The following is a 13,306-nucleotide window of genomic DNA, read 5'->3' as shown; positions in this document are numbered from 1 at the left end:
CCAAAAGCCAGTGTTGAATCACAAATCCTCGCACCCGTGAATCCCTAAAATGTCACTACAGCCTAGCACTACTTTGGCGGAAGTGTGATTTTTGGGATGCCCATGTCGCTGATCGCGTGATTGATGGGGAGCCAGCTTTGACGGAGGCTGGCGATGGACGAGGACTGGCAGGAGGCGGATCTTGAGCGTTGGCTCACGCCTTATCTGGAAGCGCTGGGTAACAAGACGCGCCGTCGGATGTGCCCGGCCTATATCGCTGGCCTGATCGGCCCCGGCGATCGTAAGAGCATCCAACCCATGGCAGCCCGTTCGAATGCGATCCCCTACGATCGGCTTCATCATTTCATCGGGGCTGGCCTATGGGACAGTGCCCCAATGGAAGCGACCTTGTGGAAGCAGGCCGATGAATTGGTTGGTGGTGATGGATCCTGGTTGATCGTCGACGACACCGCCCTGCCTAAGAAGGGTAAGGCTTCGGTTGGCGTCGCGCCGCACTATGCCACGGCGCTGGGCAAGAATGCCAACTGCCAGACGATGGTGTCGGTGACACTGGCCTCGGGCGAAGTTCCACTCATGCTGAGCTTGCGGCTGTCCCTGCCGGAAAGCTGGACAAGCGATGTGGCGCGAATGCAAAAGGCGGGTGCGCCTATGCCTTTGCAGGAATACCGCACTAAGCCAGAGATCGCGATTGAGGAGATTGATCGTGTTATCGCGGCCGGGTTACGCTTCGGCTGCGTCTTGGCAGATGCCGGCTATGGGCTGTTCGCCCCCTTCCGGCAGGCACTGAGTGAGCGCGACCTTCGCTGGGCCGTGGGCATCCCCCGGCACCAGAGAGTCTATCCCGCGGACGTGCAATTGAGCTACCCTAACGCCGGGCGCGGTCGCCGTCGGATGCGGCATGTGCCAGACGTCAAATCCATGGCCGCGCACGCGATGCTCGAAGGCGCGAAGTGGCGAGAGGTCGGCTGGCGCAAGGGCACCAAGTGTCGGCTGACGGCCCGCTTTGCGGTCATGAGCGTGCGCATTGCCGATGGAGCACCCCAGCGGATCGACTCTGCCGGGGCTCAGCACATGCCCGGTGAGGAAGCCTGGCCGGTGGGCGAGCGTCGCTCGAATGGCGAGCGAAAATACTATCTCGCCAATCTGCCCGGAGACACCCCGATCAAAGCTCTCGCCGGAGCGATCAAGGCCCGCTGGGTCTGCGAACAAGCGCATCAGCAACTCAAGGGAGAACTTGGCCTGGACCACCTCGAAGGACGATCCTGGACCGGACTTCACCGCCATGCCTTGATAATGATGGCCTACGCCTTCCTGCAGTCCCGAAGGCTTGCTCTGGCGGGGCGGAAAAAAAAGAGTCCTCGGCCCGCCTCCCCAACCCCACCTTGCCGGCAGTTCGCCGGGCGATCATTGAACGCCTGTCTCGCGCAACCCCGGATCATTGTCCTCATTGCGGATTTAGAGCGGTTTCCACACGATCTGACTCAACGGGGATTCCCATTGCTGCGCTGATGTGATTCACGCTACCTGCTGGTGGCAGGAGGCCAGCTTGGATGGCACGAACGCTTTCACAGGACCTTCGAGACAGAGTTAATGCTGCGATTGATGGGGGCATGAGCTGCCGTGCGGCTGCGATGCATTTTGAGGTCAGCGCATCGAGCGCGATCCGCTGGCGGCAACGGGCACTTGAGCTTGGTCAGGCAGTTGCAAAACCGCGCGGCGGTGACCGGCATTCGGGCAAGATCGAGGCGCATGGCGGCTTCATCCGGGAGTTGATTGCTGAGCAGGGTGACATTACCCTAGTCGAGGTCCAGGCGCGGCTGATGGAGCGCGGCACGTCGGTCGGGATCGGCACGGTGCACCGCTTCTTCCAGCGCCACGGGATCACGCGTAAAAAAAGACCGGGCACGCGATCGAGCAGGACCGTCCCGATGTCCTGAAGCAGAGGCGGCAGTGGTTCAACGGCCAGCTCGATCTGGAACCGGAGCGCCTCGTGTTCATCGACGAGACGTGGACTGCCACAAACATGACCCGCAGCCACGGTCGCTGCGCCAGGGGCGAGCGTCTGCGGATGGGCTTCCCGCATGGTCACCGCAAAACCACCACACTGGTCGCCGGGCTGCGCATGAGCGGAATGGTTGCGCCAATGGTGCTCGATGGTCCGATCAACGGCGACTGGTTCGAGGCCTATGTGCTGCTTCGATCCGCTCACGCGACGCAAGTTCTCATACCCGAGCTTCGACCTGGCGATGCCGTGATCATGGACAATCTGTCGAGCCACAAGCGCGCATCGGTGCGTGAGCGGATCGAAGCAGCCGGCGCAACCCTGCGCTTCCTTCCGCCCTACAGCCCGGACTTCAATCCGATCGAGAAGGCGTTCTCCCGGCTCAAGGCCATGCTCCGAAAGGCGGGTGAGCGAACCGTCAGCGGCCTGTGGGGCCTGATCGGCAAGCTCATCGACATCTTCCAGCCAGACGAATGCGCCAACTACTTCAGCTCGTGCGGATATGAACCGGAATGAACGAAAACCGCTCTAGCCTCACCAAACCTCCCAATCAACTTCTGCCAAAGTAGTGCTAGCATTACAGTTGCACATTAGGCCGTAGACTCATAAACGCGGAGCCACAGACGCATCGACGCCAGTTGCACCATGGCAAGGAAGTTCTCCGCCAACTTGTCGTAGCGGGTCGCGACGCGGCGGAAGTGCTTGAGCTTGGAGAAGAAGCGCTCAATCAGGTTCCGCTGGCGGTACAGCCATGTGCTGAAGTACGGTTTCGATCTCCGGTTGGCCTTGGGTGGGATATTGGCGAACGCCCCCTTTTCTCGGAGAGACGCGCGGATGCTATCGACATCGTAAGCCTTATCCGCCAGTACGATTGTTCCAGCCCCAACATGGTCGAGCAGTTCGTCGGCAGTTTGGCCATCATGGCTTTGCCCAGCGGTCAGGCTCAGCCGGATCGGGAGGCCTTGCCCATCGACAACCGCGTGGATTTTGGTCGTGAGGCCACCTCGGGAACGACCGAGACAATGATCTCGATCCCCCTTTTTGCCGTCGCAGCCTGTTGGTGCGCCCGGACGGAAGTGCTGTCGATCATTTGGATGTCGCCTTCATGCGTAGCGGCGATGGCGTCCATCATCCGATCCCAAACGCCCGCTTTCCGCCATCGCACGAAGCGGTTGTAGCAGGTGGGGGGGGGCTGGGACGCGGATGGGCTGCGCGACATCGTGCGGGATTATGTGGTCGAGTGTAGCGCGACAAACTGGATGAGGATTGAAGCTCGTCATTGTGTCAACGGTAGGCTTTGCATATGGTGCATCGTATTGCATGTATAGCGCGAGTCGACTATGCGGCATTCGTACCAAAAGGCATGGGAGCGATGCGATGAATGGATCGTCGACACTGGTCGATAACGCCGGTGCAAGTCAGTCTCGCCGGGTGTTCTGGGATCAAGATGTCTATCAGCTGGAGCTGGAGCGCATTTTCTCGCGCTGCTGGCTCATGCTGGGGCATGATTCATTAGTTCCCAAACCGGGCGACTTCATTACGACTTACATGGCAGAAGACCGGGTCATCTTGTCGCGGCAGTCTGACGGTTCGCTGAAGGCGTTCATCAATTCCTGCACTCACCGCGGCAACCAGATCTGTCATGCTGACAGCGGCAGCGCCAAGGCATTTGTATGTAATTATCATGGTTGGGTTTTCGGTCAGGATGGTTCGCTCGTCGATGTTCCGATGGAAGAGCGGTGTTATCACAGCGATCTCGACAAATCCAAGCTGGGGCTCGCGCCGATCCGGGTCGAAACTTATAAGGGCTTCATCTTCGGCTGCCATGATCCCGAAGCGCCCTCGCTTGAGGACTATCTGGGGGACTTCTGCTGGTACCTCGATACGATTTGGGGTGGCCCGGAAGGTGGGATGGAACTGCTCGGGCCACCTCTTAAGAGCACACTGGCTTGCAACTGGAAGGTTCCCACCGAAAACTTCGTCGGTGACGGCTATCACGTGGGATGGACCCATGCCGCCGCTCTGCAGATGATCGGGGGGGAGTTGGCTGGCCTGTCAGGAAATCGCGCAGACATGCCGTTCGACGACCTTGGCCTGCAATTCACTATGCGGCATGGCCACGGGTTTGGCGTAATCGATAATGCGGCGACTGCGATCCACGTCAAGCGCGACGGCTACGTCAACTATCTCGAGGAGACGCGGGGCGAAATTCGTGAGAAATTCGGGCCTGAGCGTGAACGGCTCTATGTCGGTCACTGGAATGCGTCCATTTTTCCCAACTGTTCGTTCCTCTATGGAACCAACACCTTCAAGATCTGGCATCCACGCGGGCCGCATGAAATCGAGGTCTGGACCTATACCATGGTGCCGAAGAACGCCGACACCGAAACGAAGCGGTCGATCCAGCGCGAAGCGATTCGCTCGTTTGGCACTGCTGGGACACTGGAAAGCGACGATGGCGAAAACATGTCCTCGGCAACCTACAGCAACAACGGTATCATCACCCGCAAGGGGCGGATGAATTCGAGCATGGGCAAGGACCGCGAAGGGCCGCACCCCGTCTATCCAGGAATTGTCGGGGTCAGCTTCATCGGCGAAACCTCGTATCGGGGCTTTTATCGTTTCTGGCAAGAAATGCTCGATGCGCCGGATTGGGCCGCTATCCGGGCCAATGACGATACCTGGGATGCAATGTGGACCAACCGTAATTTCTGGCCTGATCGTCTGTCGGCGAAGCAAGCCGAGCCGCAAGACTAATCCCGACAGCAATCTGGACCGCAAGATGACCGAAACACGCAAGCCCGTAGGCATGGAACTGCATCATGCCATCGTCAGTCACTATTCCGCCGAGGTGCGGATGTTGCAAAACCAGCAATATCGCAAATGGTTCGATACTGTAATCGCCGAAGATATCCATTACTGGATGCCAGTTTACGAACAGCGGTTCTCACGTGACCGACGCCCGGATCCAACGCCGGGGGATGCCGCAATCTACAACGATGACTATGCCGAGCTGCAGCAGCGGGTCGACCGGTTGCTGACGGGTCAGGTATGGATGGAAGACCCGCCGTCACGGATCCGCTATTTCGTCACCAATGTCGAAGCATTCGAAATTGCACCGGATGAATTCGAGGTTTTTTCCAATGTTCTGGTGCACCGCAATCGCCGACAGAGCGAAGTTTACGTGCACACGTTGGGACGCGAAGACAAGCTGCGGAAAACTGACAGCGGCTTCAAGGTATTCAGCAGGAAGCTGAATATCGACGCGCGCGTCGTGCAAGACAAGAATCTCTATTTCTTCGTATAAACAAATTCGATCAACTGGAAATCGGAAACGGGAGAGCAAAAATGGAAGCATACGCGGCAATAATCGAGCGACAGGGCGGCGAATTCGTTCTGGATAACGTCTCTATCGAGGATCCGCGCGACGGCGAAGTGCTGGTCAAGGTTGCCGCAGCTGGCATGTGTCATACCGACCTGACAGTTCGCGATCAATATTACCCGACGCCGCTGCCGGCGGTGCTGGGCCATGAAGGTTCGGGCGTTGTCGAAAAGGTCGGACGCGGCGTGACCACTGTCAAGCCAGGTGACAAGGTCGTGCTCTCCTTCAGCTATTGCGGCACCTGTCCGTCGTGCCTCAAGGGGCATCAGGCCTATTGTCCGAGCCTGTTCCCGCTCAATTTCATGGGCCGCCGCCTGGATGGTTCGACGCCGATTACCCGCAAGGGCCAAGAGGTCAACGCCTGCTTCTTCGGGCAATCCTCGTTCGCGACCTATTCGATCGCGTCGGAAAACAACTGCGTCAAGGTTGCCGACGACGCACAGATCGAACTTTTGGGCCCACTGGGCTGCGGCATCCAGACCGGGGCGGGCAGCATCCTCAATGCGCTTTGTCCCGAACCTGGCTCCTCGATCGCGATCTTCGGGGTCGGGTCGGTCGGCCTCAGCGCAGTGATGGCCGCCAAGGCCTCGGGCTGCCTCAAGATCATCGCGGTTGACCGCAACGCAGGCCGCTTGGAACTGGCGCGTGAACTGGGCGCCACCGCTGTGATCGACGCCAACACAGTCAACGCTCAGGAAACGATCATCGCGATGACCGGTGGCGGCACCGATTATGCCATGGATACCACCGCCATTCCAGCGGTGCTGCGCTCGGCGGTGGACAGCACGCACAACATGGGTGAAACCGCAGTGGTCGGCGGAGCGAAGCTGGGCACCGAATTTTCGCTGGACATGAACAACATGCTGTTTGGCCGCAAATTGCGCGGCGTAGTCGAAGGATCGAGTACCCCGCAGGTCTTCATCCCGCAACTGATTGCGATGCAGAAGGCCGGGTTGTTCCCGTTCGAGAAGCTCTGTACATTCTATGATCTCGACCAGATCAACCAGGCTGTCGAGGATACCGAAAAGACCGGAAAGGCGATCAAGGCCATTCTCAAGATGTAGATCGCTTCTGGGGCGGCGATCCAATCGGGTTGAGCCGTCTTGGACCTGCACTGAGCCTCGGGAACCGGACTGTGTCAGCGCATCGCCTTTCCGGGTGCCGATTGCGAGAAAGGCATCGGGCAGCCGGCGCTGGCGCCTTCATGAACGGCGATGCAAGCTGAAATTCTGATCCAAATCGAGATGAGGAGTACCCCAAATGGAATATGATCGTAAGGACGCTAAAGCTTGGGCTACGAAGACGATAAGGGGCTTCTACCAGTGCCCGGTCACCCCAATGACTGCAGACTACAAGTTGGATGTAGAAGGCATCCGCAACAACATTGATAAATATGTCGAAATGGGCGTAGATGGCTTGGCTGTCGGTGGGTTCATCGCCGAATGCTGGAATATCTCCCCGTCAGACTGGTTTCGCTATCACGAGATTGTCGCTGAGGCGAATGCTGGGCGGCTCGATCTGTGGACCATCGTGCTCGATCCAAGCGTCTATACCGCGATTGAGAAAATGGATTTCGTCAAGAAACTCGGGTTTAGCGGGGCTGAGGTGATCAACCCTGTTGTACAGCTCAAGCGCGACGACGAAATTTATTCCTGGTTCAAGTTCCTGACCGACCACACTGATCTGGCCGTCTGCCTCTACCGGACCCCGGTCTCGGGCACCGTGCTGAGCTGGGACTTGATGCGCCGTTTGGCCGATATCGATACCGTGATCGGCGTCAAACAAGGCGCCATGAACCGTGCCGAAACCATCAAGATCCGCCAACTGATGCCCGAAGGCTTCAACACGATGGAGCCATTCGAATACTTCTTCCTCGACGATCTGCGTCTTGGCGGCACGGTTTGCTGGGGTGAATTATCGTACATTCTGTACGGTAAGAAGCGCCATTTCGCCAAGGAATACATCCGCTTGGCGCATGAAGGGAAATGGGAGGAAGCGCGTGCCGTTTCCGGTCAGCTCAGCGATGTCCGCGAATTCTATCACGACAACTTCCTGTGGGATATTGCCCGCACCGCGACCTATGCCAGCGCACTCGCCAACGTGAAGGCTTGGTACGAGGCGATCGGCCTCAAGGCTGGTCCGATACTCCCTCCGGTGGCCGATGTGACTCCGCAAAAGAAGGATGAAATCCGGGCCAAGCTCGTCGAATTGGGTATCGCTTGAGCTAAGTGCAACGGGAGTCGTGGATATGTCCAAGCAATTGCATTTCTGCTTCCATGGCGCCGGCGGACTGGGCTCGGTCATCGGCGGCTTCTTGGCGCGCGGCGGGCACAAGGTCACGATGATCGCGCGCAAGCCGCATGTCGAGGCTATCCATCGGGATGGCCTGAGTATTTGGGGCGTGCGGGCGCAATTCGTCCAGCGCGAAAACCTCTTCGCGGTCGAAACGCCCGAGGAGGTTGAAGGCGACATCGACTATTACATCCTGCTGACCAAGGCCAAGGGTACCGATCAGGCGCTGGCCGATGCGCAGGTGTTGGTCGATCGCACCGCTTGCGCGCTGACCTTGCAAAACGGCGTGGGCAAGGAAGGCAAACTCCAGGCCGCGTTCGGCAAGGACAAGGTGATCGGAGGTTCGATCATGGATGGGGCGACCCTGCTGGAACCAGGCCGGGCGCTCAATCACATGGCGGTTCCGGTCACCGCTTATTTCGGAGAGCTCGAGGGCGGGGAAAGCGACCGCACGCGGATCATGGCCGAAGCGCTCGACCAGGCGGGAATGGGTTCACGCTCGACCCCCGACATAGTCCATGTCCATTGGGAAAAGATCGTTCAGGTCGGCAGCGCGTCGTCTTGGAGCGTCAGCACCCTGGGAGCCATACCGAAGCTCGATTTCGTGGATGGCGTGGCGGTGCGTGAAGGTGCTGAACACTACGTTCACGTCGTCAAGGATCTGTTGGCAATCTACAAGGCGCTTGGCTACGAACCGCAGAACTATTTCGCGCCGGTATCCAGGTTGGTCGAGATTGACCGTGAAGGCTTTGAAGAGGCAGTGGCCGGTGTCATGGCGATGGGCACCAGGTTCAAGCCGGAAAACCGTCCCGTCCGCACCTCGATGCATGACGATCTGGTGGCGGGCCGACGGATGGAAGTTGACGAAGTCCTGGGGCCGCTCGCGGCCGCAGCTGAGCAGCTGCAGGTTTCTGCGCCAGCCTTTCTCAGCGCCTATCGGGTGCTCAAGACTTTGAACAGCTATCTGTGATGAGAGCTTGACCATGAAGCGTTATTCCATCGCCAGCATTCCGGGAGATGGAATTGGCCGCGAAGTGGTGCCGGCCGCGATTGACGTTCTGACGACCGCGGCCGAAAGGTGCGGCTTCGCGGTCGATTTCCGGCACTTCGACTGGAGCTGCCAGACCTACCTCGAAACCGGCAAGATGATGCCCGATGATGGGCTAGACCGATTGCGTGATCATGATGCGGTGTTCCTCGGCGCGGTCGGCTATCCGGGAGTGCCTGATCATATATCGCTGTGGGGGTTACTGCTGCCGATCCGGCGCGAGTTCGAGCAGTACGTCAACCTGCGTCCGGTGCGGCTGCTACCGGGCATCGCTTCGCCCTTGCGCGACAAGGCTCCAGGCGACATCAATTTCTGGGTGGTGCGCGAAAACTCGGAAGGCGAATATTCGCAGGTCGGCGGCCGGACCGGGACCGGCGAGGATGAAATCGTCCTCCAGCAGGCAATCTTCACCCGCCGCGGCACCGACCGGATCCTGCGCTATGCCTTCGATTTCGCGCGCCGGCTCGGCCGCAAGCACGTCACCTCCGCCACCAAGTCGAATGGTCTCTATCATTCGATGCCGTTCTGGGACGAACGCTTTGCCGCAATTGGCACCGAATATCCCGATGTCGCGACCGACCAGTATCATGTCGATATTCTCGCCGCGCGCTTCGTTATGTCGCCAGAACGTTTCGATGTGGTGGTTGGTTCGAACTTGTTTGGTGATATTCTTTCCGATCTGGGGCCGGGGATCACTGGCACCATCGCTGTGGCGCCTTCTGCTAACCTCAACCCCGAACGGCGGTTCCCTTCGATGTTCGAGCCGGTCCACGGGTCTGCTCCTGACATCGCCGGGCAGGGCATCGCCAATCCGATCGGCCAGATTTGGTCGGGTGCAATGATGCTGGAACATCTCGGCGAAGCCGAGCCCGCCGCGCTGGTGATGCGCGCGCTCGCAATTGCGCTCACTGATCCCGATATCGCCAAGCCTCCCGATCTTGGCGGCAATGGGACAACAGCCGGACTTGCAGAGGCAATCCGCACCATTTTGCTAGGCCTATAGCAGGAAAGCTGGGGATCCCAGACTGACGAAAGGAAACAGAGTGATGGCTGCTTATTTCATCGGATCGATCAAGTCGCACGACGAAGCCTGGGTGGCAGGCTATATGGACGCGGTTCCGGCGCTGATCGGTCGGCACGGCGGGGAAATGGCCTGCCGCTCGCATCAATTCGTCCGTTACGAGGGCGAAGGAGCCGAGCCGGACTATGTTGTCGTGATCAGGTTTCCCTCGATGGAAGCGATCGATGCCTTCATGAACGATCCAGACTATGCGCCGCACAGGGATGCGCGGATCGCCTACACCACGTCGGATATCTACGCGATCGCATGAGGAGGCCGCGATGAAGGTTCTGCGCATTTTCCTGGTCGCCGTGGGGGTCTGGTATCTCTGCAATCTCCTGCTGCTCTGGCCTCCGGTCTACGGCGGGGCGCTGCCGTTGATCTACCCTGGGATCGTGCTGGGGCAGGGGACGCCGTCTTTCGGACTACTGCTCGATGCCTGGTTAATCGTTGGCCTACAACTGGCGGCAATCGGCCTTGTGGCGTTGTGGGGTGCCCGCGATCCGTTGCGCTACCGGGCGCTGGTTCCGGTGATAGTGCTGACCGAACTCGTCGGCTCCGCCTGGGATATCTATAGCATTGTCTGGAGCGGGGAGGCTTTGTGGGTCGGGTTGACGACCTTGGCAGCTCACGCAGTGATTGTCGCGGGCGCTTGGTTTGCCGTAAGCGCGGTTGAGCGGGAAACCGCCGGATCGGTAAAGGCGTAGTCTATGGGCCCGCAACCGAGCGATAACATCGTCTGCGGCAGGGCAAGGCAGCCCTGTCTGTCGGGCGAACCGAGGAATCGCGCCGGTGAGGTGAACGAGTTCCGACGGTCTGCCCGCTTCGATCGCGCTGCAGCGAACTGGTGCCGTCGGGTCGAAAGCGGCTGACGTGCTCCCCTGAAATGTGACCAATTTTCGGTAGAGTCCGACGCGAAGGAGTCGGACAAAAATGAGGCGCAGCAGGTTCAACGAAGAGCAGATCATTGCGATCTTGAAGGAGCAGGAGGCGGGGATGGCGACGGCGGACGTGTGCCGCCGCCATGGGATCAGCTCAGCCACGTTCTACAAGTGGAAGTCGAAGTTCGGTGGGCTGGAGATTTCCGAGGCGCGGCGCCTGCGGACGCTCTAGGACGAAAACGCCAGGCTCAAGAAGCTGCTGGCGGATTCGATGCTCGACAATGCCATGCTCAAGGAGATCAGCGCAAAAATGTATGACCCGCCCTGTCCATGCAAGGGTCGTTTGGTGTTGACGGTGCCAGTCTGCACAAATGTATCCGGCCTCTCGCGAGTGGACCGCTGTTGCGGCCAGGCCTTGATGAGATCCGCGCGTACCGTTCTCGGATAAATGCTCCGGGCTGTTGGCCCGTTTTTTTGACTGAGCTTACGATACGCTGGTCAACTGTTTCGTCATCACGCTCACGAACCTCGCAGTCTGTAGCGCGTTGGATCAGCCGAAGGCTGGATCCCTCCGCTCGTAACTGGCACCCGGCTTGGTCAGCACGACCCACAGGATGCGGGCGATCTTGGCAGCCAATGCGACAGTGACCTTGTTCTTGTGCATACGGCTCTCCAGGCCATCAAGCCACGGACCCAGGCGGTCCCTGCTTCGGTCAAGATGCGTCACGCAGGATCGGGCTCCGTGGATGATCATGCGCCGGAGGTACTCGTTGCCGCGCTTGCTGATCCCGAGCAGCCTCGTTTTGCCGCCGGTCGAGTACTCCCGAGAGACGAGGCCGAGCCATGCAGCCAAGTCACGAGCTTTACGGAACTGACGACCATTGCCTGCTGAAGCAAGCAAGGCCGTGGAGGCCAAAGGGCCGACGCCTGGCACAGTCATCAATCGACGCGCCGTGTCGCTGCGTGCGGCTATTGCTTCGATCTCGCGGTTCATTGCCGCAATGCGCTGTTCGAGATCACCCAGTTCACCGAACACCTCATTCAGCAAATGGCGCATGGCAGGGCTGAGTTCATTGCCTTCGTCGGCCAGGACACGTGGCATGTCTGCCTTGAATTTGCCCGCACCTTGGTGGATCGCGATGCCATATTCCAGGCAGAAGGCGCGCATCTGCTGATCAGTCGAGTACGATGGGCGATCATCCGGTCGCGGACGCGATGGAGCGCCTGCAGGTCGATTTGTTCGGGCGTTCTGATCTCAACGAAGCGCATCGTAGGCCTCGTCACGGCTTCCGCGATGGCCTCCGCGTCGATGATGTCGTTCTTGTTCGACTTCACGAAGGGCTTCACAAACTGTGCCGGCACTATCCGCACCGTATGCCCCATCGCCTGGAGCTTGCGCGCCAGCCACTGCGAGCCGGGACACGCTTCCATCCCGACCAGCACCGGCGAAGCGCGTTCAAAGAACTGCAGCAACGTCTCTCGTCTGAACGTCGCTTTCTGGATCGGCGAGCGCTCGGCATCGAGACCGACGACGTGAAAGACCGTCTTGCCGATGTCGATGCCGAACACGGCCGCATCTCTTGGCTTGTTACGTATACTCATTGCGTCCTCCTTCTTGATCACCCCACTTTGAGTGGAAGGACAGGGCGGGTCATCCCATTAGGTTTCGTGGACAAAGGGTATCCAGAGTTTGACTGACACGAGCGCTACGAAGCCGAGGTATGATTCTTTGGTTTTATCGTAGCGGGTCGCGATGCGCCGCCAGTTCTTGAGTTTGTTGAACAGGCGTTCGATCAGGTTGCGCCATTTGTATTTCGCGCGGTCGTGCGGGGCGGGATTGCGCCGGTTGACCTTGGCAGGGATCACCGCCTCGACACCCGCCGCCTCGATCTCTTCGCGGATCGCATCGGCATCGTAGCCCCGGTCGGCCAGGAAGGCCTTGATCCGGTCGGTTATCATACGGAACAGTGGGGCGAAGCCCTGCACATCGTGCGCCTGTCCGGGTGTCAGCACGAAGCCGAGGGGGAGGCCCCTGGCATCGCACCTTGCGTGGAGCTTCGTCGTGAAGCCGCCTCGCGATCGGCCAAGCGCCTCGGTTTGCTGAGTCCCCTTTTTATGCCGACGGCACAATGATGTGCCCGGACCACCGTGCTGTCGATCATGTCGGCGGCCGCGTCGCGCCCCGCCAGTTCGGCCAGCGTCTCGAGCATGGCATCGAACACGCCGGTCGTGACCCATCGTCGATAGCGCCGGAACACGCTGTTCCACTTGCCATACTCGTCCGGCAGGTGCCGCCATTGCGCGCCGGTCCGCGCAATCCACATCATGCCCTCGAAATAAGGGCGATTATCCTGCGCCGGGCGGCATCCACGACCGTGCTCAGGCGGCAGCAGCGGCCCGATCACTTCCCATTCTTCGTCCGTAACGCCGATCCGCTCGCCCAAGGCTGCCTCCAAAAGCCAGCCTTGAATCAGCGACCGAGTCCCCAGTCAAGCTTTGTCCACGAAACCTAATGGTGACGCCCGGCGCTAGAGCGGTTTTCGTTCATTCCGGTTCATATCCGCACGAGCTGAAGTAGGCTCAGGACCCATTAAATCGCTTGCGCTGGCGATGACGAATTGATTCAATAGCGGCACTGAGG

General features: G+C 59.4%; 12 protein-coding genes and 4 pseudogenes. 11 read left to right on the top strand and 5 right to left on the bottom strand.

The genetic code is table 11. The annotated features are described in order from the left end of the window. Positions 1-153 precede the first annotated feature (153 nt). Both IEX64_RS23120 and IEX64_RS23115 read left to right on the top strand, forming a co-directional pair. Positions 154-1,509, top strand: coding sequence for an IS701 family transposase (locus IEX64_RS23120; protein ID WP_229710692.1), 1,356 nt, complete (start codon positions 154-156; stop codon positions 1,507-1,509). A 41-nt stretch (positions 1,510-1,550) separates the two neighbouring features. After that, positions 1,551-2,518, top strand: a protein-coding gene (locus IEX64_RS23115) for an IS630 family transposase (protein WP_188823717.1) whose coding sequence is annotated in 2 segments (ribosomal slippage) — positions 1,551-1,890 and positions 1,890-2,518 — 969 coding nt in all. Because the reading frame shifts where the segments join, the coding sequence is not laid out codon by codon here. A gap of 74 nt (positions 2,519-2,592) precedes the next feature. Here IEX64_RS23115 and IEX64_RS23110 read toward each other — a convergent pair. After that, positions 2,593-3,194: pseudogene (locus tag IEX64_RS23110) on the bottom strand (IS5 family transposase); the annotation flags it as partial. A 185-nt stretch (positions 3,195-3,379) separates the two neighbouring features. On the opposite strand from IEX64_RS23110, the gene IEX64_RS23105 reads away from it, so the two are divergent. From IEX64_RS23105 to IEX64_RS23070, 8 genes are all read left to right on the top strand, one after another. Beyond that, positions 3,380-4,759: an aromatic ring-hydroxylating oxygenase subunit alpha gene (locus IEX64_RS23105; RefSeq protein WP_188823715.1), complete on the top strand. Its 1,380-nt coding sequence runs from the start codon at positions 3,380-3,382 to the stop codon at positions 4,757-4,759. Between the two features lie 25 nt (positions 4,760-4,784). Beyond that, complete coding sequence (locus tag IEX64_RS23100; protein ID WP_188823712.1) at positions 4,785-5,309, top strand: aromatic-ring-hydroxylating dioxygenase subunit beta; 525 nt, start codon at positions 4,785-4,787, stop codon at positions 5,307-5,309. Positions 5,310-5,350: 41 nt separating this feature from the next. Further along, positions 5,351-6,448: an NAD(P)-dependent alcohol dehydrogenase gene (locus IEX64_RS23095; RefSeq protein WP_188823710.1), complete on the top strand. Its 1,098-nt coding sequence runs from the start codon at positions 5,351-5,353 to the stop codon at positions 6,446-6,448. 196 nt (positions 6,449-6,644) lie between these two features. Beyond that, complete coding sequence (locus tag IEX64_RS23090; RefSeq protein WP_188823708.1) at positions 6,645-7,607, top strand: dihydrodipicolinate synthase family protein; 963 nt, start codon at positions 6,645-6,647, stop codon at positions 7,605-7,607. Between the two features lie 25 nt (positions 7,608-7,632). Next, on the top strand, positions 7,633-8,646 hold the full coding sequence (locus IEX64_RS23085) for a ketopantoate reductase family protein (RefSeq protein WP_188823706.1): 1,014 nt from the start codon (positions 7,633-7,635) through the stop codon (positions 8,644-8,646). A gap of 13 nt (positions 8,647-8,659) precedes the next feature. Then, positions 8,660-9,727: a tartrate dehydrogenase gene (locus IEX64_RS23080; protein ID WP_188823704.1), complete on the top strand. Its 1,068-nt coding sequence runs from the start codon at positions 8,660-8,662 to the stop codon at positions 9,725-9,727. A 43-nt stretch (positions 9,728-9,770) separates the two neighbouring features. Next, the gene (locus IEX64_RS23075) at positions 9,771-10,055 is read left to right on the top strand and encodes a DUF1330 domain-containing protein (protein WP_188823702.1); all 285 of its coding nucleotides are present in this window, start codon (positions 9,771-9,773) and stop codon (positions 10,053-10,055) included. Positions 10,056-10,065: 10 nt separating this feature from the next. Next, a complete protein-coding gene (locus IEX64_RS23070) occupies positions 10,066-10,491 on the top strand; it encodes a BphX family protein (RefSeq protein WP_188823700.1) in 426 nt (141 codons plus the stop codon). 60 nt (positions 10,492-10,551) lie between these two features. Here the strand turns inward: IEX64_RS23070 and IEX64_RS24820 are convergent. Next, positions 10,552-10,752: pseudogene (locus tag IEX64_RS24820) on the bottom strand (hypothetical protein); the annotation flags it as partial. Here IEX64_RS24820 and IEX64_RS23065 point away from each other — a divergent pair. After that, positions 10,718-10,975 (top strand): annotated as a pseudogene (locus IEX64_RS23065) (transposase); the annotation flags it as partial. The pseudogenes IEX64_RS24820 and IEX64_RS23065 overlap by 35 nt on opposite strands. Positions 10,976-11,215: 240 nt before the next feature. Here IEX64_RS23065 and IEX64_RS24670 read toward each other — a convergent pair. The 3 genes and pseudogenes from IEX64_RS24670 to IEX64_RS23055 form a co-directional block, all read right to left on the bottom strand. Beyond that, positions 11,216-11,800: an IS110 family RNA-guided transposase gene (locus IEX64_RS24670; RefSeq protein WP_260047909.1), complete on the bottom strand. Its 585-nt coding sequence runs from the start codon at positions 11,798-11,800 to the stop codon at positions 11,216-11,218. Further along, positions 11,707-12,234: an IS110 family RNA-guided transposase gene (locus IEX64_RS24665; RefSeq protein WP_268238477.1), complete on the bottom strand. Its 528-nt coding sequence runs from the start codon at positions 12,232-12,234 to the stop codon at positions 11,707-11,709. Before IEX64_RS24665 ends, IEX64_RS24670 begins: the two co-directional genes overlap by 94 nt. A gap of 90 nt (positions 12,235-12,324) precedes the next feature. After that, positions 12,325-13,070, bottom strand: a pseudogene (locus IEX64_RS23055) (IS5 family transposase). Positions 13,071-13,306 lie beyond the last annotated feature (236 nt).

This window comes from Novosphingobium indicum, assembly GCF_014645195.1.
GTDB classification, from domain to species: Bacteria; Pseudomonadota; Alphaproteobacteria; order Sphingomonadales; family Sphingomonadaceae; genus Novosphingobium; species Novosphingobium indicum.
The sequence above is the reverse complement of the archived record's forward strand: the minus strand, read 5'-3'. Positions and strand labels throughout refer to the sequence as shown.